The sequence below is a fragment of the Streptomyces sp. NPDC052687 genome (assembly GCF_040678395.1).
GTDB lineage: Bacteria > Actinomycetota > Actinomycetes > Streptomycetales > Streptomycetaceae > Streptomyces.
This window is the reverse complement of the sequence record NZ_JBFATR010000001.1, coordinates 152,332-175,399: the sequence shown is the minus strand read 5'-3', so window position 1 is coordinate 175,399 and position 23,068 is coordinate 152,332. Positions and strand designations below refer to the sequence as shown.

Here is a 23,068-nt window from a genome sequence, read left to right as displayed (position 1 = left end):
GTGCGGTTCGTCAAGGCCCCCTTGGCCGGAACCAGGCGCTCCGGAGACACGACGAAGATCACCTTACCCCTCCCCACGGGGGGCGCAAGGCAAGCGCGGCCCGCCCCCCGAGAACGCCGAAGAGCGACCACCCGGATGGATGATCGCTCTTCGGTGCGTTCGCGTTACAGCCTCGCGAGGCTACGCCTCAGGCGGCTGTGCTCGGCGTCGCGGGAGTGCGGTGCGACCCGCGAGGTCTTACTTGACCTCGACGGAGGCGCCGGCGCCCTTGAGGGCCTCGGCGGCCTTGTCGGCCTGCTCCTTGTTGACCTTCTCGAGGACCGGCTTCGGGGTGCCGTCGACGAGGTCCTTGGCCTCCTTCAGACCCAGGGAGGTCAGCTCGCGCACGACCTTGATGACCTGGATCTTCTTGTCGCCGGCGCCGGTGAGGATGACGTCGAACTCGTCCTTCTCCTCGGCGGCCTCGGCGGCGGCGCCACCAGCGGCACCACCGGCGACGACGACCGGCGCGGCAGCGGCGGCGGTGACGTCGAACTTCTCCTCGAAGGCCTTCACGAACTCGGAGAGCTCGATGAGGGTCATCTCCTCGAACTGGGCAAGCAGCTCGTCCTGGGTGAGCTTCGCCATGATGGCGGTCCTTCCACTCAATCGGCAGGTGCCGGATGTACTGGGTGAGGCGGGCGTACGTTCGGGCCCGCTGCGACCCTTGCCGCGCTCAGGCGGCGAGGATCAGAAAGCGAGCCGAATTACTCGGCACCGCCCTGCTCGTCCTGCTTGGCACGGAGCGCGTCCACGGTGCGGACGAGCTTCGAGGGCAGGGCCTGGAAGACGGAGGCAGCCTGGGACTGCTTCGCCTTGAAGGCACCGGCCAGCTTGGACAGCAGAACCTCGCGGGACTCGAGGTCCGCAAGCTTCTTGATCTCGTCGGCGGACAGCGCCTTGCCGTCAAGGACACCGCCCTTGATGACGAGATTGGGGTTCTCCTTGGCGAAGTCACGGAGACCCTTCGCCGACTCCACCGGGTCACCGGTGACGAAGGCGACGGCCGTCGGACCAGCGAAGAGCTGGTCGTCCAGCGTGATCCCGGCCTCGTTGGCCGCAATCTTGGTCAGCGTGTTCTTCACCACGGCGTACTGGGCGTTCTCACCGAGCGAACGACGCAGCGTCTTGAGCTGCGCCACGGTGAGACCGCGGTACTCGGTCAGCACGGCGGCGTTGGAGCTGCGGAACTTGTCCGTCAGTTCGGCAACCGCGGCAGCCTTGTCGGGCCTCGCCATAGAGCCTCGGCCTCCTTCCGGGTGATTCGGACCGCGCGGACCCGAAGGAGGACTGGGGAAAACGAAACGCCCCGGCGCAGGCGCACGGGGCGTAGCTCGACCAGACGGATTCCGTACGGGCGGAACCGATCCGGGAGCACTTCCACTGTCACCTGCGCGGGTCGTCCGCAGTTCAGCGGATCCTTCGGCCACCGCGCCCTCGTGTGAGCGCACGGCAACGACCAGCGGTCTTTGGCTTCGGTAGGAGAGTACGTGACCGGATCGCCGTCAAGCAAATCCGGTCACCGCGGGACGATCGGGTACGCCGGCCGGAGGACCGGTCACGGCGGTCAGGCGCCGCTCTCGCGCATCATCTCCGCGAGGTCGGCGACCTCCCCGGCGGGCGGGGCGGTGACCTTCACCGGCTCGTTGACGTCGAGGAAGGTGATGGTCAGGTCGAGCGGGCCGCCGTCGGCCTTGCCGCGCACCCGGAACTGCTTGGTGTGGTCCTCGCCGTCCACCCACATGTCCATGGTGATCTTGTCGACGCCCATCTTCTCGTACTGGTCGAGGCTCTTCTCGCGGCGCTCGCGGGTGGCCCTGTCCTCGTCCTTCAGGGAGTCGCGGAACTCGTCGAGGGTGACCGTGCCCGAGTAGCGGGTGGTCTCCACGCCGTCGACCTTCTCGGTGCCGACGCGCTCGACGTCCTCGGCGCCGGTGAGGAGGGCGGTCTCCGCGGCCGGGTTCTTCTCGGCCGTGCCCGCGGCGCCGAGCTGGTTCATCTCCTTGTCGGCGCCGAGCGCGGACAGGTCGAACTTCATCCAGCTCTTGCCGTCCATCTCCTTGGCCATCTCCGGGCCGCCGCCGATGTACATCGCCTTGTCGACGAGGCGGATCTCGACGGTGCCCTCCGGGCCCTGGTCGAGCGCCGACATCTTCATGCTCATGGCCATGGAGGGCTTCGTCCGCAGGGACGCCTCGGCCTCGACGTGGCCCTGCTGGGGGATCTCGCCCTTCATGCGGTAGCGGAGGGAGGAGATGTCCTCCGTGTTCTTCGCCGCCTTGGCGACGGCCGCCGCCGGCGACATCGCGGGCGCTTCCTCGGTCCCGCAGCTCACGGCACCGCCGGCGAGCAGCAGGGCGGCGAGCGCGGCGGCGGATATGGACGGCTTGGCGGACCTGGCGGACTTCATGGATTCCCCCCACGGGACACATGGCTGACACAGCCTGAACACAGAGGCCGCGAGCCTATCCGAGAGGAAGAACCGAGGGCCTCGTATTTCCCGGAGGCTCAGGTGCCACAGGGCGCCGATCGCGCCGCACAGCGCCGCACGGCGGCCCGGAAACGGGAACGGGCCCCGCACCCAGGAAGGGTGCGGGGCCCGTGAACCGGTTCGGGTGAGCCTCAGGCTCAGACCGCGGCCGGGTCCTCCTCGACGAGGAGGTTGCGGGTGCGGTTCGGGTCGACCGGGATGCCGGGGCCCATCGTGGTGGTGATGGCGGCCTTCTTGATGTAGCGACCCTTGGCGGCGGACGGCTTCAGACGGAGGATCTCCTCCAGGGCCGCGCCGTAGTTCTCCACCAGCTTGGTGTCGTCGAACGACGTCTTGCCGATGATGAAGTGCAGGTTCGCGTGCTTGTCGACACGGAACTCGATCTTGCCGCCCTTGATGTCGGTGACAGCCTTGGCGACGTCCGGGGTCACGGTGCCGGTCTTCGGGTTCGGCATCAGACCACGGGGACCGAGCACGCGGCCGAGGCGGCCGACCTTGCCCATGAGGTCCGGGGTGGCGACGACGGCGTCGAAGTCCAGACGGCCCTTCGCGACCTCGTCGATCAGCTCGTCGGCGCCGACGATGTCGGCGCCCGCGGCACGCGCGGCCTCGGCACGGTCACCGGTCGCGAAGACCAGGACCCGGGCGGTCTTACCGGTGCCGTGCGGGAGGTTCACGGTGCCACGGACCATCTGGTCGGCCTTGCGCGGGTCGACACCCAGGCGGAAGGCGACCTCGACGGTGCCGTCGAACTTGGTCGTGGAGGTCTCCTTGGCGAGACGGACGGCCTCGAGGGGAGCGTAGAGCTTCTCCCGGTCGATCTTGGCGTCCGCAGCGCGGAGAGACTTGCTGCGCTTGCTCACTTAAAGCTCCTGTTGAGTCTAGGAGTCGTGGTCCGGGCCGAGCAGGCCCTTCCACACTTCTGCTGTTGCTACGGGGGTGAGGGTCAGCCCTCGACCGTGACGCCCATGGAACGGGCGGTGCCGGCGATGATCTTCTCGGCGGCGTCCAGGTCGTTGGCGTTGAGGTCGGGCATCTTGGTGGTGGCGATCTCGCGGACCTGCTCGCGGGTGATCTTCGCGACCTTGGTCTTGTGCGGCTCGCCGGAGCCCTTCTCCACGCCCGCGGCCTTGAGGATCATCTTGGCGGCCGGAGGGGTCTTGGTGATGAAGGTGAAGGAACGGTCCTCGTAGACCGTGATCTCCACCGGGATGACCCAACCGCGCTGCGACTCGGTCGCGGCGTTGTAGGCCTTGCAGAACTCCATGATGTTGACGCCGTGCTGACCCAGCGCGGGGCCGACCGGCGGGGCCGGGTTGGCGGCACCGGCCTGGATCTGGAGCTTGATGAGCCCCGTGACCTTCTTCTTCTTGGGAGGCATGCTCTCTCCGGGTCCTTACTGAGAGGTTGATTACCACCTGCGACAGGGGGATCGGCGCCGGAGCGTGATCCAGGCAGATGGCATACCGCACAACGATAGCCCCTGCTTCCTCCGGACCAGAAATCGCCCTGGTCAGGAGGGCCGCACGGGCCGGGCGCGCCGCTCGCCGCGGCCCAGGTGCGCCGCCCCGGCGGCGAGCGCGGCGAGGGTCGCCGCCAGCGGCAGCGCGAGCAGCAGGGCCACGCTTCCGCGCCCGGCGTCGTCCGCGAGGACGGCCCGCCCCGGCTCGCCGGGCACGTGCAGCACGGCCGCGGAGTCGCCGTCGGCGAGCCCGCCGGCCCGCGTCCCGGCCGGCAGCGCGGCCGTCACCGGCTCCCCGCGGCCGGGAACGTCACACGGCACCCGCCGAGGAGGCAGGCGCCGTCGTGGAAGACGGCGCAGGCCGGTGTGCCGCCCCGGGCCTCGGCGCTGCCGGGCGGCGGAGAAGCACACCACGTACGTCAGCGCGAGCAGAGGAGCGCGGCGGCCGTCACGGCGCGGACACGCCGAGGGCGCCCCGGCCCGGTGCTCACCGGCGGGGCGCCCTCGGACGTCGACGTGCTCAGTACCTCGCGCTCGCTGCTCGCGCTCAGTTCTTCTGGATCTGGTCGAAGGACAGCTCGACCGGCGTCTCGCGGCCGAAGATCTCCACCAGGCCCTTGACCTTCTTCGAGTCCGGGTTGATCTCGTTGATGGTCGCCTGGAGCGTGGCGAACGGGCCGTCGGTGACGGTGACCGAGTCGCCGACCTCGAAGTCCAGCACCTGGACCTCGACCTTGCGCTGCGGGGCCGGCTTGCCCTCGGCCTCGGCGGCCTCGCGGGCGGCCTTCTCCTCCGCCTCCGGGGCGAGCATCTTGACGATCTCGTCCAGGGTCAGCGGGTACGGGTCGTAGGCGTTGCCCACGAAGCCGGTGACGCCGGGGGTGTTGCGGACGACGCCCCAGGACTCGTTCGTCAGGTCCATGCGCACCAGGACGTAGCCGGGGAGCTTGTTCTGACGGATGGTCTTGCGGTCGCCGTTCTTGATCTGGACGACCTCTTCCTGCGGCACCTCGGCCTGGAAGATGTAGTCCTCGACGTTCAGCGAGACGGCGCGCTGCTCCAGGTTGGTCTTCACGCGGTTCTCGTAACCGGCGTAAGTGTGGATCACGTACCACTCGCCGGGCAGGCTGCGCAGCTCCTGGCGGAGCTTCTCGACCGGGTCGAGCTCGGGCTCCGCCTCGGCCTCCTCGGCTTCGGCGGCGGCCTCGGCCTCTTCGGCGTCCTCGGCCTCGGCCTCTTCGGCGTCCTCGGCCTCGTCCTCGTCGGTCACCTCGAGGGCGGCCTCCTCGGCCGGCTCCTCGGCGTCGGCAGCCTCGACCTCGTCCAGGTCCTCGTCCGCGCCCTCGACGATGTCGAGCTCGTCATCCACGGACGCATCCGGCTCGATGGCGTCGTTCAGGTTCGGGTCAGACACGGTGGCTGCTTCTTCCTGGATACATACGGGTGGAACACGCGAAAGGGGCGCCAGTGACGGCGCCCTTCGCTCTTGGCTCAGCCGAAGACGTACTTGGCTGCGTGGTCGAGCCCATAGTCAATCACGGTGACCAGGCCGATCATGATGACGACGAAGATGATCACAACGGTCGTATACGTCGTCAGCTGGCTGCGCGTGGGCCAGACGACCTTGCGGAGTTCCGCGACGATCTGGCGGTAGAAGAGGGCGAGCCGCTTCAGCGGGCCCTTCTTCGCGCGCTTGCCGCCTTTGCGAGTCCTCTTCTTCGACTCGGGCGCCTCGTCCTGGGCATCAGGCGTGTCGATGGAGCCCACGGCGTCCGTCATAGTCCTCACCTGATCCCGGGTCGTGGCCGTGCCGCGCCCGGTCTGAGCCGCACGGCGGTGCATTGCTGTACGTACCTGCGCACACATCCTGGCGGTGTGTGTAGCAGGGCCGGAGGGACTTGAACCCCCAACCGCCGGTTTTGGAGACCGGTGCTCTACCAATTGAGCTACGACCCTTTGTCTGTCCCCCAACGTACCGCATCCGGACGGGTGCTCGGTGTGCACCGGACGAGTGCGGCCCGTGAGAGCCAACGAGGTGAGAGTGTACGTGGTCCGAGGCCGGGCGTCGAACAGAAAGCACCCATGACGGTGCCCGGCGCGGCAGGGCCGGCCGGTGTCCGGCGGGAAAGCTGCGCGCCTGCACCGGAAGATCACCCAGGCCGGCGCGGGGATCCGGACGGATGTTCCGTGCTCTGCCCGGACAAGTTCACTCCGTGAAACCCGTGTGCCGGGCGCGTTTCGGGTCTGGAACGATGGGCTCCATGAGCGCTGCAACCCCTCCCACCGAGCGCCGGGTCTCCGCCCGAGTCGGCGCGATCTCCGAGTCCGCCACCCTCGCCGTGGACGCCAAGGCGAAGGCCCTGAAGGCCGCCGGGCGTCCGGTGATCGGCTTCGGCGCCGGCGAGCCCGACTTCCCGACCCCGGACTACATCGTCGAGGCGGCCGTCGAGGCCTGCAGGAACCCGAAGTACCACCGCTACACCCCGGCCGGCGGCCTGCCCGAGCTGAAGGCCGCGATCGCCGAGAAGACGCTGCGCGACTCCGGCTACGAGGTGGACCCGTCGCAGGTGCTGGTCACCAACGGCGGCAAGCAGGCGATCTACGAGGCGTTCGCCGCGATCCTCGACCCGGGCGACGAGGTCATCGTCCCGGCGCCGTACTGGACCACCTACCCGGAGTCGATCCGGCTGGCCGGCGGTGTCCCGGTGGAGGTCGTCGCCGACGAGACCACCGGCTACCGGGTGAGCGTGGAGCAGCTGGAGGCGGCCCGCACCGAGCGGACGAAGGTCGTCCTCTTCGTCTCCCCGTCGAACCCGACCGGCGCGGTCTACAGCGCGGCCGAGGCCGAGGCGATCGGCCGCTGGGCCGTCGAGCACGGCCTGTGGGTGCTCACCGACGAGATCTACGAGCACCTGGTCTACGGCGACGCGACGTTCACCTCGCTGCCGGCGATCCTGCCGGAGCTGCGCGACAGGTGCGTCGTCGTCAACGGCGTCGCCAAGACGTACGCGATGACCGGCTGGCGGGTCGGGTGGATCATCGGCCCGAAGGACGTCGTCAAGGCCGCGACGAACCTCCAGTCGCACGCCACGTCGAACGTGTCCAACGTGGCACAGGTCGCCGCGCTCGCGGCGGTCTCCGGTGACCTCGACGCGGTCGCGGCGATGCGGGAGGCGTTCGACCGGCGCCGCAAGACGATCGTGCGGATGCTGAACGAGATCGACGGCGTGATCTGCCCGGAGCCGGAGGGCGCCTTCTACGCGTACCCGTCGGTGAAGGGGCTGCTCGGCAAGGAGATCCGCGGCAGGCGTCCGCAGGACTCGGTCGAGCTGGCCGCGCTGATCCTGGACGAGGCGGAGGTCGCCGTGGTGCCGGGTGAGGCGTTCGGCACGCCGGGGTACCTGCGGCTGTCGTACGCGCTGGGTGACGAGGACCTCGTCGAGGGCGTCTCGCGGATCCAGAAGCTGCTGGCGGAGGCCAGGGACTGACGTCCGCCCTGTCGGGGGCGCCTGCCGGACACGGCGGGCGCCCCCTTTGTTTGTGCGAGCAAGACCACGATCGGGGAACGGGCTACCGAGGCGGCGGGGGCGTACGGCAGGATCTGGGAATGGAGCGCGTACGTGATCTCTCTGAGCTGCCGAAAGCCCATCTGCACCTGCACTTCACCGGGTCCATGCGGCCGGGCACCCTGCTGGAGCTGGCCGACAAGTACGGCGTACGACTGCCGGACGCGCTGAGCGAGGCGTTGGTCAGCGGCGAGCCGCCGAGTCTGCGCGCGACGGACGAGCGGGGCTGGTTCCGGTTCCAGCGGCTGTACGACGCGGCGCGCTCGTGCCTGCGGTCGCCGGAGGACATCCAGCGGCTGGTGCGGGAGGCCGCGGAGGAGGATCTGAAGGACGGCTCCCGGTGGCTGGAGATCCAGGTGGATCCGACGTCGTACGCCCCCCGGCTGGGCGGGCTGATCCCCGCGATGGAGGTGATCCTGGACGCGGTGGACACGGCCGTGCGGGAGACCGGCCTGGGGATGCGGGTGCTGGTCGCCGCGAACCGGATGAAGCATCCGCTGGACGCGCGGACGCTGGCGCGGCTGGCGGTGCGGTACGCGGACCGGGGCGTCGTCGGGTTCGGGCTCTCCAACGACGAGCGGCGCGGTATGGCCCGGGACTTCGACCGGGCGTTCGCGATCGCGCGGGAGGGCGGGCTGCTGTCGGTGCCGCACGGCGGGGAACTGGCCGGGCCGTCGTCGGTACGGGACTGTCTCGACGATCTGGGCGCGAACCGCATCGGTCACGGGGTGCAGGCCGCGCAGGACCCCCGGCTGCTGAAGCGGCTCGCGGACCGGCAGGTGACCTGCGAGGTGTGTCCGGCCTCGAACGTGGCGCTGGGGGTGTACGAGAAGCCGGAGGACGTGCCGCTGCGGACCTTGTTCGAGGCGGGGGTGCCGATGGCGCTGGGCGCGGACGATCCGCTGCTGTTCGGTTCGCGGCTGGCCGCGCAGTACGAGCTCGCCCGGGAGCATCACGGCTTCACGGACGCGGAGCTGGCGGAGCTGGCCCGGCAGTCGATCCGGGCGTCGGTGGCGCCGGAGGGAGTGAAGGCGGAGCTGCTGGCGGGGGTGGACCGGTGGCTGACCACGCCGGTGTGAGAGGCCGGGGGCCCCGGGCCGGGGGCCGTCAGAGGCTGACGCCCACCGTCACCGGCTCGTTGACCAGCGTGATCCCGAAGGCCTCGTGGACCCCGGCGACCACCTCGCGGGCGAGGGCGAGCAGGTCCTCCGTGGTGGCGTTCCCGCGGTTGGTGAGGGCGAGGGTGTGCTTGGTGGAGATGCGGGCGGGGCCGGTGCCGTAGCCCTTGGTGAAGCCCGCCTTGTCGATCAGCCAGGCCGCGGAGGTCTTGGTGTGGCCCGGTCCGGCCGGGTAGGCGGGGGGTTCGGCGTCGGCGCCCAGGCGCTCGCGGACGCGCGCCCGGAAGGCGGCGAACTGGGCGTCGGTGAGGATGGGGTTGGTGAAGAAGGAGCCGGCGGACCAGGTGTCGTGGTCCTCCGGGTCGAGGACCATGCCCTTGCCGGCGCGCAGTTTCAGGACGGTCTCGCGGGCGTCGGCGAGCGGCACGCGGTCGCCGGGCTCGACGCCGAGGGCGCGGGCCGTCTCGGCGTACTTGACCGGCGCGGAGAGGCCGCCGGCGTCCTCCAGGCGGAAGCGGACGCGCAGGACGACGTACCGCTCGGGGTCGGACTTGAAGCGGCTGTGGCGGTAGCCGAAGGCGCAGTCCTCGTTGGAGAGGGTCACCGTCTCGCCGGCGCGGCGGTCGTAGGCGATCACCTCGGTGATGGTGGAGGAGACCTCCTGGCCGTACGCGCCGACGTTCTGGATCGGGGTGGCGCCCGCGGAGCCGGGGATGCCGGCGAGGCACTCGATGCCGGCGAGGCCGGCCTCGACGGTGCGGGCGACGGCGTCGGTCCACACCTCGCCGGCGGCCAGCTCCAGGGTGGTGCCGTCGAGGGTGAGGCCGCGCGTGGCGATGCGCAGGGCGGTGCCGTCGAAGCCCTTGTCGCCGATGACGAGGTTGGAGCCGCCGCCGATGAGCAGCAGGGGCGTCCCGCCGGCGTCGGCCTCGCGGACCGCGGCGATCACCTCGGCGTCGGTCTCGGCGGTGACCAGGCGAGTGGCGGGGCCGCCCAGCCGGAAGGTGGTCAGCGGGGCGAGGGGGGCGTCGTGGAGTTCCTGCACGGGGCCAAGACTACGAGACGGCACCGACAGTCCCGGTACGCACGGGTACGGCCCCGCCCGGGAGAGGGCGGGGCCGTACGCGGCGGGGCTCAGCGGCCGGCGGTCTCCAGGACCGGTTCCCCGCTGGCCGCCGGGGCGCCGGGGGCCGCCTGGGCGGGGCGGGAGCGCGGGATGGCGAGGGCCGCCGCTGCCGCCAGGGCGACCACCGCGGCGCCGACCACGAGGGCGGGCCGCAGGCCGTCGACGAAGGTCTGGGCGGACTCGTAGCCGCCCTGGGCCGTGAAGACGGAGGACATGATCGCGATGCCGAGCGCGCCGCCCACCTCGCGAAGCGCGTTGTTGGCACCGGAGGCGATGCCCTGCTCGCTGACGGCCACGCTGGACATGACGAGCGCGGAGGACGGGGCGAAGTACAGGGCCATGCCGAAGCCGCCGAGGATCAGTCCGGGCAGCTGGGAGGCGTAGGAGGCGTCGGCCGTGGCGGCGAAGGCGAGGTAGCCGAGGCCGGCTGCCTGGAGGAAGAGGCCCGCGGCGACGATCGGACGGCCGCCGACGCGGTCGGACAGGATGCCGGCGATCGGGGCGATCACCATGGGCATGGCGGTCCACGGCAGCATGCGCAGTCCGGCCTCGGTGGGCGAGTAGCCGAGCACGCCCTGCATGTACTGGCTGAGCAGGAAGATCGAGCCGAACATGCCCAGGAACATCATCAGTCCGGCCGCGTTGATGCCGGCGAAGGCGCGGGAGCGGAACAGGCGCATCGGCAGCATGGGGTTGCGGGCGCGGATGCCGTGCCCGATGAACGCGCCGAGCAGGACGGTGCCGGTGATCAGGGCGGTCAGTACGGTCGCGCCGTTCCAGCCGTCGACGGGGCCGCGCACCAGGCCGTAGACGATGCCGAAGAGGCCGCCGCTGGCGAGTACGGTGCCGCGGATGTCGAGCGGGGTGTCGGCGCCGTGGGACTCCTTCAGCCGCAGGCGGGCCAGCGGGATCAGGGCGAGACCGAGCGGCACGTTCAGCCAGAAGATCCACTGCCAGGAGATGTGCTCGGTGAGGGTGCCGCCGATGAGCGGTCCGGAGGCGACCGCGAGCCCGTTGACGGCTCCCCAGATGCCGTACGCCATGCCGCGCTTCTCAGCCGGGACGGCTGCCGTGAGGAGGGTCAGGGTGAGCGGTGTCATGACGGCCGCTCCGACGCCCTGCACCGCGCGGGCGGCGATCAGGAAGTCGATGCCCGGTGCCAGGGCCGCGGCGGCGGACGCGCCGGTGAAGATGACCAGTCCGATGACGAACAGCCGGCGGCGGCCGAATCGGTCGCCTAGTGCCGCGCCGGTCATCAGCAGGACGGCGAAGGTGAGCGTGTAGGCGCTCACGGTCCACTCCAGGTCGTGCAGCGCGCCGCCGAGGTCCTCGCGGATGGAGGGCAGTGCGGTGGTGACGACGAGGTTGTCGAGGGCCGCCATGAATCCGGCGACGCTGGTGATCAGGAGGGCCCAGAGGACTCCTCCGCGCGGTGCGGTCTGCTGTGACATCGCTCCCCCAGAGCGTGAGCAAGTATCGAACGAACGTTGGTTAGTTATTGATGACTAACTTCTACGGGCGTGAAAAGGCGCACAGAGCCGTGCCGCCCCTGGTGATCCCGGTGGTCTAGTGGTGCGCCACCCTCTTGGTCTTCGCCGAGTCGTAGAGCCCGCTCCACACCCGGTGCTCCGGCGGGAAACCCATCGCCGTCAGGGTGTTGACGAGCATGCCGAACGCCATGAAGGTCGTCGTCTCGGCGATGTCCGCCCCGAGGGGCAGGTGGACGGTGTCCCACAGCTCCATCCAGCCGCGGCGGACCATCTCGCCGAACTCGTGATCCCCGTCCGCCTCGGCGGCGGCCACCGCGACGTACGTCTGGAGCTGCATCTGGAGCCGCTCCGGCTCCTTGGCGAGCAGCACGTTGTACGCCTCGGCCATGGCATGCAGGGCCTCCTCTCCCTTGAGGTCGCCCGCCGCCTCCTCGAACGTCCGGCGCATGTCCTCCAGGCAGCGCTCGGCGGCCGCGAGGAAGATCGCCTTCTTGCCGGGGAAGAGGCGGAAGAGGTACGGCTGCGAGACACCCACGCGCTTGGCGATCGCGTCGGTGGACGTGCCGTGGTAGCCGTTCTGCGCGAACTCGGCGATCGCCGCGCGGATGACGCTTTCGCGTCGCTCTTCTGCGCTCATCCTGACCATGCGACTAAGTTAGTGCCCAATCACTAACTTCGTCAAGGGGGTCTGTGGGCAGGGCTTTCGTGTGTCAGGAGCAGCCCATGCATGAGGGCGGCCGAACATGAGGGCAGCCATGCGTGAAGGGCGGCCGCGCATGAAGGCAGCCATGCATGAGGGGCACCCGTCATGGACAGGCGCCCCTTGCTCCGGTGACCTGGGGGGTCAGGCGAGGCGGACGACCGCGCGGGACATGCCCAGCACCTTCTGGCCGCCGCTGGTCGCGGTGAGGTCCACGCGGACCGTGTTGTCGTCGAGCTTGGCGGCGACCTTGCCGCTGACCTCGATGGTCGCCCCCTGGTCGTCGTTCGGGACGACGACGGGCCGGGTGAAGCGGACGCCGTACTCGACGACCGCGCCCGGGTCGCCGACCCAGTCGGTGACCACGCGGATCGCCTCGGCCATGGTGAACATGCCGTGCGCGATGACGTCCGGCAGTCCGACCTCCTTGGCGAACTTCTCGTTCCAGTGGATCGGGTTGAAGTCGCCCGAGGCGCCCGCGTACCGCACGAGCGTGGCGCGGGTCACGGGGAAGGTCTGTGCGGGCAGTTCGGTGCCGACCTCGACGTCGGCGTACGCGATGCTGGCGGTCATCTTGCTCACGCCTCCTCGGCCGCGCGGGCCACGAGCTTGGTCCAGGCGGTCACGACGTGCTCACCGGCCTCGTCGTGCACCTCGCCGCGGATGTCCAGGACGTCGTTGCCGGCCATCGACTTGATCGCCTCGATGGTCGAGGTGACCCTCAGCCGGTCGCCCGCGCGCACCGGGCGCCGGTAGGCGAACTTCTGGTCGCCGTGCACCACGCGGCTGTAGTCCAGGCCCAGCTGCGGGTCGGCGACGACCTCACCCGCGGCCTTGAACGTGATGGCGAACACAAAGGTCGGCGGGGCGATCACATCGGGGTGGCCGAGCGCCTTGGCGGCCTCCGGGTCGGTGTAGGCCGGGTTGGCGTCTCCCACCGCCTCCGCGAACTCCCGGATCTTCTCCCGGCCCACCTCGTAGGGCTCGGTGGGCGGGTAGGTCCGCCCCACGAAGGACTGGTCGAGCGCCATGGCTCGGCACCTCCTGATGTCTTGCTGTGGATGACCGGACGGACGGCTGGGGACGACCGGCGAACGGTCCGGCCCAGCGGCCGCAAACGCCACGAGGCCGCCCCCCGGTACTGCGGGGGCGGCCTCGTGAACGAGCCTTTTTATCGCGTTTCGCGGTGCGCGGTGTGCGCGTTGCAACGCGGGCAGTGCTTCTTCATCTCAAGACGGTCCGGGTTGTTACGCCGGTTCTTCTTGGTGATGTAGTTCCGCTCCTTGCACTCCACGCAGGCCAGCGTGATCTTCGGGCGGACGTCGGTGGCAGCCACGTGAGTGCTCCTTGACGAACGGGGACTAGAAATGAACGCACATGAAGAGTAGCCGATCGTCGGACCGACCCGGCAATCGGCTACTTTGAGTAGCGGTGACCGGACTTGAACCGGTGACACAGCGATTATGAGCCGCTTGCTCTACCGACTGAGCTACACCGCTGCGATGCGATCGGGCCCCGCCTCGCGGCGGGAACCTCTCACATCAGAGCCCCAAAACGGAATCGAACCGTTGACCTTCTCCTTACCATGGAGACGCTCTGCCGACTGAGCTATTGGGGCGAGCGAGGAAGACATTACACGGTTGCCCGCCGTTCGCCCAAATCCGTTCCCGGGACCCCCGCCCCGGCCCTTGCCACAGGCCTCACCCGAGCCCCGCGCGGCGCTCCGGTCCGCGGAACCACACCGGTACGACTATTGCGCTCCTCCCCGCCCCAGCAGGGCCGTCGTCCTACGCTCGACTCACTCTCTGTGATCTTGTGCCCCCGGCACAGCCCCCGAGCCACTGGAGCGCGATGCCCGACAGCCAGCCGCAGCCGCCCCGCTCGTCCTCGTCCCCGTCGGGCTCGCCGGGACGGTCCGACGGGGGCCTGCTGCTGTGCGGGGCGCGGCTGACGGACGGCCGCACCGTGGACGTACGGCTCGGCGGCGGGCGGATCGAGGCGGTCGGCACGGCCGGCAGCCTGGGCGGCGGTACCCGCGCGGACGGCGCCCGAGTCGACCTGACCGGCTATCTGCTCCTCCCGGCCCCCGCCGAACCGCACGCCCACGCGGACACCGCGCTGTCCGCCGACGCGGACGGGCCGGTCTCCCACGACCCGCGGGACGTCCAGCGCCGGGCCACGGAGGCCGCCCTGCTCCAGCTCGGCCACGGGGCCACCGCGGTGCGGGCGCACGTGCGCGTGGGCGACGTCCAGGGGCTCGGCGCACTGCGGGCCGTCCTGCGGGCGCGGCGCGCGCTGCGCGGGCTCGTGGAGCTGACGACGGTGGCGATGCCGCGGGTGCTGACCGGGGCGGCCGGTGCGGACGGCCTGGCGATGCTGCGGGACGCGGTGAAGATGGGCGCCTGTGTGGTGGGCGGCTGTCCCGACGCGGACCCGGACCCGGCGGGCTACGTCGAGGCCGTGCTGGAGGTCGCCTCGGAGCACGGCTGCCCCGTCGACCTGCACACCGACGCCGCCGACCCGGCGCGGCTGGCCCGGCTCGCCGCCATGGCGGGCGGCCTGCGTCCCGGCGTGACGATCGGGCCGTGCGCCTCTCTCGCGCGCCTGCCCGCCGCTGTCGCCGCCCGGACGGCGGACCAGCTCGCCGCGGCCGGCGTGACGGTGGTGTGCCTGCTGCAGGGCGGCTGCGGGGGCGTGGAGGGACGCGGGACGGCGCCCGTACGGCTGCTGCGCGCCGCCGGCGTCCGGGTCGCGGCCGGGAGCGGCGCGCTGCGCGACGTGTCCAACCCCGTGGGGCGCGGGGACCCGCTGGAGGCCGCCTACCTCCTCGCCTCGGGCCACGGCCTCTCCCCCGAGGACGCCTACGACACCGTCAGCGCCTCCGCGCGGGCGGCCCTGGGCCTGCCCCCGGTCCGCGTGGAGGCCGGTTTCCCGGCCGAACTCCTCGCCCTGCGCGCCGACCGGCTGTCCGGCGCGCTCTCCCTGGCCCAGAGCCGGATCGTGGTGCACCAGGGGCGCGTGGTGACCCGGACGAGCGCGGTGCGGGAGTACTGCGACTCGGCGGTGGAGCCGGGACTGCCGCGACAGGGACGGGGCGGGCCTTCCTGAGGGGTGTGCGGGGGGCGCGGCAGGGCCCGGTCGGCGGGGGGTGGGGGCGTACGGCGGCGCGAGTGGTCGCGGGGGCGTACGGTCGAAGACATGCGCATTGTCATCGCTGGTGGACATGGTCAGATCGCGCTGCGGCTCGAGCGGCTGCTCGCCCTGCGCGGCTACGAGCCGGCGGGGCTCATCCGCCGCGAGGAACAGGGCGACGACCTGCGGGAAGCGGGCGCCGAACCGGTGCTGCTGGACCTGGAGTCGGCCACGGTCGAGGAGGTCGCGGCGCATCTTCAGGGCGCGGACGCGGCGGTGTTCGCGGCGGGCGCCGGGCCCGGCAGCGGGGCGGCGCGCAAGGACACCGTGGACAAGGGCGCGGCGGTGCTGTTCGCGGACGCCGCGGTCCGCGCGGGGGTACGGCGTTTCCTGGTCGTGTCGTCGATGGGCGCGGACCCGCGGCACGAGGGCGACGAGATCTTCGACGTCTACCTGCGCGCCAAGGGCGAGGCGGACGCGTACGTACGGGGCCTGGACGCGCTCGACTGGACGATCCTGCGCCCCGGTTCGCTGACGAACGACCCCGGCACCGGACTGGTCCGCCTGGAGGCGCACACGGGCCGGGGCGCGGTCCCGCGCGACGATGTGGCCGCCGTCCTGGTCGAGTTGCTGGAGACCCCGGCGACGGCCGGTCTGACCCTGGAGCTGGTCGGCGGGTCGACGCCGGTGTCCGTGGCGGTGAAGTCGGTCGCCGGTGAGTGACCGCCGCGCGGGGCGGACGGGGAGTCAGAACAGCGGCAGCTGCCCCGGGAACTCGGGCACCACATAGCCGTCCAACGACGGCTGCACGGCGCCCAGTTGCGCCGGCCGGCGCGACCCGGGACAGGAGACCAGCCGCCCGTCCTCCCGGGCGCCGGGCGGATCGTGCCGGGCGAACCGCCCGGCGACGACGGCGATCTCACGACGGCACTCGGGACACGTTCTGCGACGGGACGACATGCCCCCAGTGTGCCCGCGCGGCTCCCGGCACCGTGAGGGTCACCACACCACACCCCGCCTGGCCCCGCCACGCGGATGCGGATACGGATCGGGGATGCGGGATGCGGGATGCGGGATGCGGAAACGAAAAGACCCCCTCCCTGCGTTTCGCAGAGGAGAGGGTCTTTCCCGAAGTGGCGGCGCCAGGATTCGAACCTGGGAAGGCTGAGCCGGCAGATTTACAGTCTGCTCCCTTTGGCCGCTCGGGCACACCGCCGGGGTCGCTGCCGTTCGAACCGCTTTTCGGCGGTGCTCCCTGGCAACGACGTAAACAATACCCGATGCGGAGGGGTGCTTCGCCACCCGATTGATCGGCACCCGGGGGACGGGGGGTGGCTAGGCTTGTCCGGATGCGGCCCGGCACCGCGCGGGGCCGGCCGTCGACCCGCGTACGCCGCTACGCACCCCGATTCGCACCCGATGCAAGGAGCCACAGGACATGGCCGACTCCAGTTTCGACATCGTCTCGAAGGTCGAGCGGCAGGAGGTCGACAACGCCCTCAACCAGGCCGCCAAGGAGATCTCGCAGCGCTACGACTTCAAGGGCGTGGGCGCCTCGATCTCGTGGTCCGGTGACAAGATCCTGATGGAGGCGAACTCCGAGGACCGGGTGAAGGCTGTCCTCGACGTCTTCCAGTCCAAGCTGATCAAGCGCGGGATCTCGCTGAAGGCGCTGGACGCGGGCGAGCCGCAGCTGTCCGGCAAGGAGTACAAGATCTTCGCGTCGATCCAGGAGGGCATCTCGCAGGAGAACGCGAAGAAGGTCGCGAAGATCATCCGCGACGAGGGTCCCAAGGGCGTGAAGGCGCAGGTCCAGGGTGACGAGCTGCGGGTCAGCTCGAAGAGCCGGGACGACCTTCAGGCCGTCATCGCCCTGCTGAAGGGCAAGGACTTCGACTTCGCGCTGCAGTTCGTGAACTACCGCTAGGCCGCGCGGGCCGGCGGAGGCAGGCGGGAGGGAGGGCGGGCGTTTCGTGCCCGCCCTCCCTCCGTGTGCGGGGCCGGCCGGCCCGCTCAGTAGGGTGCCGCCATGACGACGTCCCCTGCCGGACTGCGACGCACCCTCGGGGTGACCGATGCCGTGGTCATCGGTCTGGGCTCGATGGTGGGAGCCGGGATCTTCGCCGCGCTCGCCCCGGCGGCCCGCGCGGCCGGCTCCGGGCTGCTGCCCGGGCTCGCCGTGGCGGCCGTGGTCGCCTACTGCAACGCCATGTCCTCGGCCCGGCTCGCGGCCCGCTATCCGGCCTCCGGCGGCACGTACGTGTACGGCAGGGAGCGGCTGGGGCCCTTCTGGGGCTATCTGGCCGGCTGGGCGTTCGTCGTCGGCAAGACGGCCTCCTGCGCGGCCATGGCGCTCACCGTCGGCGCGTACGTGTGGCCCGGTCAGGCGCACGCGGTAGCGGTGGCGGCGGTCGTGGCGCTGACCGCCGTGAACTACGGCGGTGTGCGGAAGTCCGCCTGGCTGACGCGGGCGATCGTGGCGGTGGTACTGGCCGTGCTCGCCGCCGTGGTGGCCGGGTGCCTGGGGTCGGCCGCGGCCGACGCCGGGCGGCTCGACATCGGCGCCTCGGAGGGCTTCGGCGGGGTGCTCCAGGCGGCCGGTCTGCTGTTCTTCGCCTTCGCCGGGTACGCGCGGATCGCCACGCTCGGCGAAGAGGTGCGCGATCCCGCCCGGACGATCCCCCGCGCGATCCCCCTGGCGCTGGGCATCGCCCTCGCGGTCTATGTGTGCGTGGCGCTCGCCGTGCTGTCCGTACTCGGGTCCGGCGGGCTCGCCCGGGCGACCGCTCCGCTGGCCGACGCCGTGCGTGCGGCCGGGCTGCCGGGTCTGGTGTCGGTCGTGGGCGTCGGGGCCGCGGTGGCGGCGCTGGGCTCGCTGCTGGCGCTGATCCTGGGCGTCTCCCGGACCACGCTCGCCATGGCACGTGATGGCCATCTGCCGGGCGTCCTGGCCGCCGTGCATCCGCGCTTCCGAGTGCCGCACCGGGCCGAGCTGGCGGTGGGCGCGGTGGTCGCCGTCCTGGCCGCCACGGTGGACGTGCGGGGCGCGATCGGCTTCTCGTCGTTCGGGGTGCTCGCGTACTACGCCGTGGCCAACGCCTCGGCGTGGACGCTGGACGCCTCCGCGCGGGCCCGCGTGGTGCCGGCCGTGGGGCTGTTCGGCTGTGTGGTGCTGGCGTTCTCGCTGCCCGGCGTGTCGGTCGCGGTGGGTGCGGGGGTGCTGGCGGCGGGCGTGGTGGCGTACGGGGTACGGCGGTGGTGGGCGTCCGCGTGGTGATCCCGGCCCGGCGGCGGCCGGGTGGTCCGGGGGCGGCCAGGTGATCCGAGGGCTGGGTGGTCTGGGGGCTGGGTGGTCTGGGGGCGGCCGTGTGGTCCGGCGGCGGCCGTCACCAGGTCTTCGTGGCGAACGGGCGGTCCGAGGGGACGATCTCGCGGCCCAGCGGCACCAGCGAGACGGGTATCAGCTTGAAGTTGGCGATGCCGAACGGGATGCCGATGATCGTGAGGCAGAGCGCGATGCCGGTCGCGATGTGGGCGAGCGCCAGCCACCAGCCCGCGAGGACCAGCCACAGGACGTTGCCGACGAGGGACGGGGCGCCGGCGTCGCGGCGCTCGGTCGTGGTGTACCCGAAGGGCCACAGCGCGTAGACGCCGATGCGGAAGGCGGCTATCCCGAAGGGGATGCCGATGATCGTGGCGCACAGGAGCAGGCCGGCGGCGAAGTAGCCGAGGCACAGCCACAGGCCGCTCAGCACCAGCCAGATGATGTTCAGGATCGTCTTCACCGTGGGGGACCTGCCATCTGTTCCAGGCGGCGGATGCGCTCCGCCATCGGCGGGTGGGTGGAGAACATCTTGGAGAGGCCCTGGCCGGGGCGGAACGGGTTCGCGATCATCATGTGGCTCGCGGTCTCGATCCGCGGCTCGGGGGGCAGCGGGAGCTGCTTGGTGCCCGCCTCCAGCTTTCTCAGGGCGCTGGCCAGGGCCTGTGGGTCACCGGTGAGCTGGGCGCCGGAGGCGTCGGCCTCGTACTCCCGCGAGCGGCTGATGGCCAGCTGGATGAGGGAGGCCGCGAGCGGTCCCAGGAGCATGATCAGCAGCATGCCGAACAGGCCGGGGCCGTCGTCGTCGTCCGAGCGGCCGATCGGGATCAGCCAGGCGAAGTTGACCAGGAACATGATCACGGAGGCGAGGGCGCCGGCGACCGACGAGATGAGGATGTCGCGGTTGTAGACGTGGCTCAGCTCGTGGCCGATGACGCCGCGCAGTTCGCGCTCGTCGAGGAGGCGGAGGATGCCCTCCGTGCAGCACACGGCGGCGTTGCGCGGGTTGCGGCCGGTCGCGAAGGCGTTGGGTGCCTCCGTCGGGGAGATGTACAGCCGGGGCATGGGCTGGCGGGCCTGCGTGGAGAGCTCGCGGACCATCCGGTACAGCCCCGGGGCCTCGAACTCGCTGACCGGGCGGGCGCGCATCGCGCGGAGGGCGAGCTTGTCGCTGTTCCAGTACGCGTACGCGTTCGTGCCCAGGGCGATCAGGACGGCGACGACGAGCCCCGTACGGCCGAAGAAGCCGCCGATGACGATGATGAGTGCGGACAGTCCCCCGAGGAGTACTGCGGTCCTGAGCCCGTTGTGCCGGCGGTGCACGGTACGCCCTCCAAGTGGTGCAGCAGGGGAACCCTTTGCTTGCTGTGATCTCTTGTCGCACCGGAGTCGTGGTGTCACGTCCAGTGGACCCTCCCGCTCTGGTCAACGCCAGGCGGCGAGCACTAGTTCCCTTGTGCCTGCGGGGGCGCGGCTGAGCCGTCCGGGTGAGGCTGCCCGGACGGCTCGGCCGAGAAGGCCTCAGAAGAGGCCGGTGTCGGTGAAGCGCAGCACCAGCTGGGGCGCCCCGGACAGGGCGATGCCGAGGACGGCGGTGACGGCGATCGCGGCCGTGACGGGGGCCGGGACGCGGTGCCGCGCGGGCTCCCCTTCGGGCGCGCGGAACAGCAGGGCGGTCCACTGGAGGTAGTAGAAGAGCGCGATCACGACGTTCACGGCCATGACCACGGCCAGCCAGCCCAGGCCCCCGTCGACGGCCGCCGAGAAGACGGTGACCTTGGCGAACAGGCCGATGATGCCCGGCGGCAGCCCGGCCAGGCAGAGCAGGAAGAAGGCCAGCAGGAGGGCGGTGACCGGGTTGGCGGCGTACAGGCCGCGGTAGTCGGCGACGCGGTTCAGGGTCCTCGTACGGCCGATCAGGGCGGCCACCGCGAAGGCGCCGAGGTTGACCACGCCGTACATGAGGGCGTAGGCGATCGTGGAGCCGATCGAGCGCTCGGCGTCGTCGGAGTACGCGGCGGCGGCGATCGGGACCAGGAGGTAGCCGGCCTGGCCGACGGAGGACCAGGCGAGCAGCCTTACCGCGCTGTACGCGCGCGTGGGCAGCTGCCGGAGGGCGCCGACGTTGCCGACGGTCATGGTGAGGGCGGCGAGCACGGCGAGGGCGGGGCCCCAGACGTCGGCGTACGACGGGAGGGCGATGACGGTGACGAGGACGAGGCCGGAGAAGCCGACCGCCTTGCCGACGACGGACAGGTAGGCGGCGACCGGCAGGGGCGCGCCCACGTAGGTGTCGGGCACCCAGAAGTGGAAGGGCACGGCGGCCGTCTTGAAGGCGAAGCCGATGAGGGTGAGGACCACGCCGGTCTGGGCGAGGGTGTGGAGCTGTCCGTCGACGCCCTGGATCCGCTCGGCGATCCGGGTCAGGTAGAGGCTGCCGGTGGTGGCGTAGAGGAAGCTGACGCCCATCAGACTGACCGCGGTGGCGGTGACCGAGGACAGGAAGAACTTCAGCGCCGCCTCGGAGGACCTGCGGTCGCCGTGCTTGAGGCCGACGAGGGCGAAGGCGGGCAGCGAGGCGACCTCCAGGGCGACGATCAGGGTCGCGAGGTCGCGGGAGGCGGGCAGCAGGGCGGCGCCGGCCGCGGAGGACAGCAGCAGGAACCAGAACTCCCCCTCGGGCAGCCCCCCGCGCGCGTCCTTGAGACCGGTGACGGACAGCAGGGCGGCCACCAGGGCGCCGCCGAGGACGAGGAGCTGGAGGACGAGGGTGAAGCGGTCGGCGACGTAGCTGCACGCGGCGGGGTCGGCGGGCACGCAGAAGGTGGCGCGGTCGCCGTCCAGGAGGGGCAGCAGCATGAGCGTGGCGGCGGCCAGGCCGGCGACGGAGATCCAGCCGAGGAGCGGCTTGCGCCGCTCGGCCACGAACAGGTCGGCGACCAGGACGACGAGGGCGATCACGGCCGCGATGGTGGGCGGCGCGACGGCGAGCCAGTCGACGGACTGGATCAGCGACTCGGCGGCCGGCTGGGCCAGGGAGCTCATCGGGTGCCTCCTGCGAGGAGCTGCTGCACGGCCGGGTCCGTCAGGCCGAGGAGGGTCTTGGGCCAGAGTCCGGCGACGACGGTGAGGGCGACGAGCGGCGTCCATGCCGCGAACTCGTAGCCCCGTACGTCGGTGAGCTTCGGCGTGTCCTGCGGGAGGGCGCCCATGCAGACCCGGCGGACCACGACCAGCAGGTAGGCGGCGGTGAGCAGGGTGCCGAACGCGCCGACCGCCATGAAGGTGAGGAAGGCGGGGCGGCTGAGCCCGTCGGCAGGGTCGAACGCGCCGAACAGCGCGAGCATCTCGCCCCAGAACCCGGCCAGGCCCGGCAGCCCGAGCGAGGCGACGGCGCCGAAGGCGAGCAGGCCGCCCAGGCGCGGCGCCCGGCCGTACAGGGCGGCGCCGGTCTCCTCGGCGAGGGTGTCGAGGTCGGTGCTGCCGGTGCGCTCCTTCAGCGCGCCGACGAGGAAGAACAGCAGGCCGGTGATGAGGCCGTGGGCGACGTTGGCGAACAGGGCGCCGTTCACGCCGGTCGGGGTCATGGTCGCGATGCCGAGCAGGACGAAGCCCATGTGGCCGACGGAGGAGTAGGCGATCAGCCGCTTCAGGTCGCCCTTCGCGCCGCGCCGGGCGAGGGCGAGGCAGGCGAGCGAGCCGTAGATGATCCCGACGACGGCGAAGGCGGCGAGGTACGGCGCGAAGGTGCGCAGGCCCTCCGGCGCGACGGGCAGCAGGATCCGGACGAACCCGTACGTGCCCATCTTCAGCAGCACGCCGGCCAGCAGCACCGAGCCGACGGTCGGGGCGGCGGTGTGGGCGTCGGGCAGCCAGCTGTGCAGCGGCCACATCGGGGTCTTCACGGCGAGCCCGATCCCGATCGCCAGAACGGCGATGACCTGCACGGACGTGCTCAGCGACCGGCCGTTGTCAGTGGCGAGTGCCACCATGTCGAAGGTGCCCGCTCGCAGGCCGATCAGGAGCAGGCCGAGCAGCATGACCACGGAGCCGAGCAGCGTGTAGAGGATGAACTTCCAGGCGGCCTCGGCCCGGCCCTCGCCGCCCCAGCGGGCGATGAGGAAGTACATCGGGATCAGGACCATCTCGAAGGCGAGGAAGAACAGCAGCAGGTCGAGGACGGCGAAGGTGGCGAGGGTGCCGGACTCCAGGACGAGCAGCAGGGCGACGAAGGCCTTCGGGGACGGGCCCGCGGGCAGCTTGAAGTAGCTGTGGAGCGCGCAGAGGAAGGTCAGCAGCGCGGTCAGCACCAGAAGGGGGAGGGAGATGCCGTCGATGCCGAGGTGGATGCGCACGTCGAGTGCGGGGATCCAGCTGATGTCCGTCGTGGCCTGCATCTTCGACGGCTGGTCGTGGTCGAAGCCGAGCGCCAGGACGATCGCGGCGATGAGCACGGCGCCGGTCACCGTGACGCCGTGCCGCAGCACGGCCTGCTCGGGCGACTTCCCCTTCAGTCCGGGCGGGGCGGGCAGCAGAGCGGCGGCGGCACCGAGGAGCGGGCCGACCACGACGAACGCCAGAAGGAACTGCATCACGGACTCGCTGATATCGATCACGCCTGC

Annotated in this window: 25 protein-coding genes and 4 tRNA genes; 6 read left to right on the top strand and 23 right to left on the bottom strand. The window is 71.3% G+C overall.

All coding sequences use genetic code 11. The features are described 5' to 3' along the window. Positions 1-237: 237 nt before the first annotated feature. From rplL to AB0K92_RS00870, 9 genes are all read right to left on the bottom strand, one after another. The gene (gene rplL / locus AB0K92_RS00910) at positions 238-627 is read right to left on the bottom strand and encodes a 50S ribosomal protein L7/L12 (protein ID WP_086734027.1); all 390 of its coding nucleotides are present in this window, start codon (positions 625-627) and stop codon (positions 238-240) included. 119 nt (positions 628-746) lie between these two features. Beyond that, the gene (gene rplJ, locus AB0K92_RS00905) at positions 747-1,277 is read right to left on the bottom strand and encodes a 50S ribosomal protein L10 (RefSeq protein WP_145829782.1); all 531 of its coding nucleotides are present in this window, start codon (positions 1,275-1,277) and stop codon (positions 747-749) included. Positions 1,278-1,606: 329 nt separating this feature from the next. Beyond that, positions 1,607-2,449 carry an LppX_LprAFG lipoprotein gene (locus AB0K92_RS00900; protein ID WP_365918147.1) on the bottom strand — a complete coding sequence of 281 codons (843 nt, stop codon included), beginning with the start codon at positions 2,447-2,449 and terminating at the stop codon, positions 1,607-1,609. A gap of 218 nt (positions 2,450-2,667) precedes the next feature. Continuing rightward, positions 2,668-3,393, bottom strand: a complete 726-nt coding sequence (gene rplA / locus AB0K92_RS00895) for a 50S ribosomal protein L1 (RefSeq protein ID WP_166001492.1) — start codon at positions 3,391-3,393, stop codon at positions 2,668-2,670. 83 nt (positions 3,394-3,476) lie between these two features. After that, the gene (rplK, locus tag AB0K92_RS00890) at positions 3,477-3,911 is read right to left on the bottom strand and encodes a 50S ribosomal protein L11 (protein ID WP_019525223.1); all 435 of its coding nucleotides are present in this window, start codon (positions 3,909-3,911) and stop codon (positions 3,477-3,479) included. A 132-nt stretch (positions 3,912-4,043) separates the two neighbouring features. Then, entirely contained in the window at positions 4,044-4,280 is a 237-nt protein-coding gene (locus tag AB0K92_RS00885; RefSeq protein WP_365918145.1) for a hypothetical protein, read from the bottom strand. A 259-nt stretch (positions 4,281-4,539) separates the two neighbouring features. Beyond that, complete coding sequence (nusG, locus tag AB0K92_RS00880; protein WP_365918143.1) at positions 4,540-5,406, bottom strand: transcription termination/antitermination protein NusG; 867 nt, start codon at positions 5,404-5,406, stop codon at positions 4,540-4,542. Positions 5,407-5,483: 77 nt separating this feature from the next. Next, the gene (gene secE / locus AB0K92_RS00875) at positions 5,484-5,771 is read right to left on the bottom strand and encodes a preprotein translocase subunit SecE (protein ID WP_166001484.1); all 288 of its coding nucleotides are present in this window, start codon (positions 5,769-5,771) and stop codon (positions 5,484-5,486) included. A gap of 104 nt (positions 5,772-5,875) precedes the next feature. Further along, positions 5,876-5,948: transfer RNA gene (locus AB0K92_RS00870), tRNA-Trp, on the bottom strand. Positions 5,949-6,253: 305 nt separating this feature from the next. On the opposite strand from AB0K92_RS00870, the gene AB0K92_RS00865 reads away from it, so the two are divergent. Continuing rightward, positions 6,254-7,480 carry a pyridoxal phosphate-dependent aminotransferase gene (locus AB0K92_RS00865; protein ID WP_365918141.1) on the top strand — a complete coding sequence of 409 codons (1,227 nt, stop codon included), beginning with the start codon at positions 6,254-6,256 and terminating at the stop codon, positions 7,478-7,480. A 119-nt stretch (positions 7,481-7,599) separates the two neighbouring features. Then, positions 7,600-8,637 carry an adenosine deaminase gene (locus AB0K92_RS00860; RefSeq protein WP_365918139.1) on the top strand — a complete coding sequence of 346 codons (1,038 nt, stop codon included), beginning with the start codon at positions 7,600-7,602 and terminating at the stop codon, positions 8,635-8,637. 28 nt (positions 8,638-8,665) lie between these two features. Here the strand turns inward: AB0K92_RS00860 and AB0K92_RS00855 are convergent, their stop codons facing one another. From AB0K92_RS00855 to AB0K92_RS00820, 8 genes are all read right to left on the bottom strand, one after another. Further along, positions 8,666-9,721, bottom strand: coding sequence for a UDP-N-acetylmuramate dehydrogenase (locus AB0K92_RS00855; protein WP_365918137.1), 1,056 nt, complete (start codon positions 9,719-9,721; stop codon positions 8,666-8,668). An 89-nt stretch (positions 9,722-9,810) separates the two neighbouring features. Then, the gene (locus AB0K92_RS00850) at positions 9,811-11,253 is read right to left on the bottom strand and encodes a DHA2 family efflux MFS transporter permease subunit (RefSeq protein ID WP_365918135.1); all 1,443 of its coding nucleotides are present in this window, start codon (positions 11,251-11,253) and stop codon (positions 9,811-9,813) included. Between the two features lie 115 nt (positions 11,254-11,368). After that, a complete protein-coding gene (locus tag AB0K92_RS00845; protein ID WP_365918133.1) occupies positions 11,369-11,938 on the bottom strand; it encodes a TetR/AcrR family transcriptional regulator in 570 nt (189 codons plus the stop codon). A 198-nt stretch (positions 11,939-12,136) separates the two neighbouring features. Continuing rightward, the gene (locus tag AB0K92_RS00840; protein WP_166001473.1) at positions 12,137-12,565 is read right to left on the bottom strand and encodes a MaoC family dehydratase; all 429 of its coding nucleotides are present in this window, start codon (positions 12,563-12,565) and stop codon (positions 12,137-12,139) included. Between the two features lie 5 nt (positions 12,566-12,570). Beyond that, positions 12,571-13,023, bottom strand: coding sequence for a MaoC family dehydratase N-terminal domain-containing protein (locus AB0K92_RS00835; protein ID WP_365918130.1), 453 nt, complete (start codon positions 13,021-13,023; stop codon positions 12,571-12,573). A gap of 140 nt (positions 13,024-13,163) precedes the next feature. Then, positions 13,164-13,328 carry a 50S ribosomal protein L33 gene (gene rpmG / locus AB0K92_RS00830; protein WP_003948671.1) on the bottom strand — a complete coding sequence of 55 codons (165 nt, stop codon included), beginning with the start codon at positions 13,326-13,328 and terminating at the stop codon, positions 13,164-13,166. Positions 13,329-13,418: 90 nt separating this feature from the next. Continuing rightward, positions 13,419-13,491 (bottom strand) — tRNA-Met (locus AB0K92_RS00825). Positions 13,492-13,537: 46 nt separating this feature from the next. Then, positions 13,538-13,610, bottom strand: a tRNA-Thr gene (locus AB0K92_RS00820). Between the two features lie 233 nt (positions 13,611-13,843). Between AB0K92_RS00820 and AB0K92_RS00815 the strand changes: the two genes are divergently transcribed. Together AB0K92_RS00815 and AB0K92_RS00810 are read left to right on the top strand one after the other, a co-directional pair. Then, complete coding sequence (locus AB0K92_RS00815; protein ID WP_365918128.1) at positions 13,844-15,100, top strand: amidohydrolase family protein; 1,257 nt, start codon at positions 13,844-13,846, stop codon at positions 15,098-15,100. Between the two features lie 90 nt (positions 15,101-15,190). Next, positions 15,191-15,847: an NAD(P)H-binding protein gene (locus AB0K92_RS00810; protein WP_365918126.1), complete on the top strand. Its 657-nt coding sequence runs from the start codon at positions 15,191-15,193 to the stop codon at positions 15,845-15,847. A 24-nt stretch (positions 15,848-15,871) separates the two neighbouring features. On the opposite strand, the gene AB0K92_RS00805 is transcribed toward AB0K92_RS00810, so the two are convergent. After that, positions 15,872-16,084, bottom strand: a complete 213-nt coding sequence (locus tag AB0K92_RS00805) for a hypothetical protein (protein WP_166001464.1) — start codon at positions 16,082-16,084, stop codon at positions 15,872-15,874. Positions 16,085-16,258: 174 nt separating this feature from the next. Beyond that, positions 16,259-16,340 (bottom strand) — tRNA-Tyr (locus AB0K92_RS00800). A 222-nt stretch (positions 16,341-16,562) separates the two neighbouring features. Here AB0K92_RS00800 and AB0K92_RS00795 point away from each other — a divergent pair. Continuing rightward, positions 16,563-17,051, top strand: coding sequence for a YajQ family cyclic di-GMP-binding protein (locus tag AB0K92_RS00795; protein ID WP_166001462.1), 489 nt, complete (start codon positions 16,563-16,565; stop codon positions 17,049-17,051). Positions 17,052-17,153: 102 nt separating this feature from the next. Beyond that, on the top strand, positions 17,154-18,401 hold the full coding sequence (locus AB0K92_RS00790) for an amino acid permease (protein ID WP_365918124.1): 1,248 nt from the start codon (positions 17,154-17,156) through the stop codon (positions 18,399-18,401). A gap of 109 nt (positions 18,402-18,510) precedes the next feature. On the opposite strand, the gene AB0K92_RS00785 is transcribed toward AB0K92_RS00790, so the two are convergent. The 4 genes from AB0K92_RS00785 to AB0K92_RS00770 form a co-directional block, all read right to left on the bottom strand. Then, positions 18,511-18,909, bottom strand: coding sequence for a YccF domain-containing protein (locus tag AB0K92_RS00785; protein ID WP_365918122.1), 399 nt, complete (start codon positions 18,907-18,909; stop codon positions 18,511-18,513). Further along, on the bottom strand, positions 18,906-19,769 hold the full coding sequence (htpX, locus tag AB0K92_RS00780; RefSeq protein ID WP_365918121.1) for a zinc metalloprotease HtpX: 864 nt from the start codon (positions 19,767-19,769) through the stop codon (positions 18,906-18,908). Before htpX ends, AB0K92_RS00785 begins: the two co-directional genes overlap by 4 nt. A 198-nt stretch (positions 19,770-19,967) precedes the next feature. Then, positions 19,968-21,491 carry an NADH-quinone oxidoreductase subunit N gene (locus AB0K92_RS00775; RefSeq protein WP_365918119.1) on the bottom strand — a complete coding sequence of 508 codons (1,524 nt, stop codon included), beginning with the start codon at positions 21,489-21,491 and terminating at the stop codon, positions 19,968-19,970. Continuing rightward, entirely contained in the window at positions 21,488-23,062 is a 1,575-nt protein-coding gene (locus AB0K92_RS00770; protein WP_365918117.1) for an NADH-quinone oxidoreductase subunit M, read from the bottom strand. The genes AB0K92_RS00775 and AB0K92_RS00770 overlap by 4 nt, the downstream gene beginning before the upstream one ends. Positions 23,063-23,068: the final 6 nt, after the last annotated feature.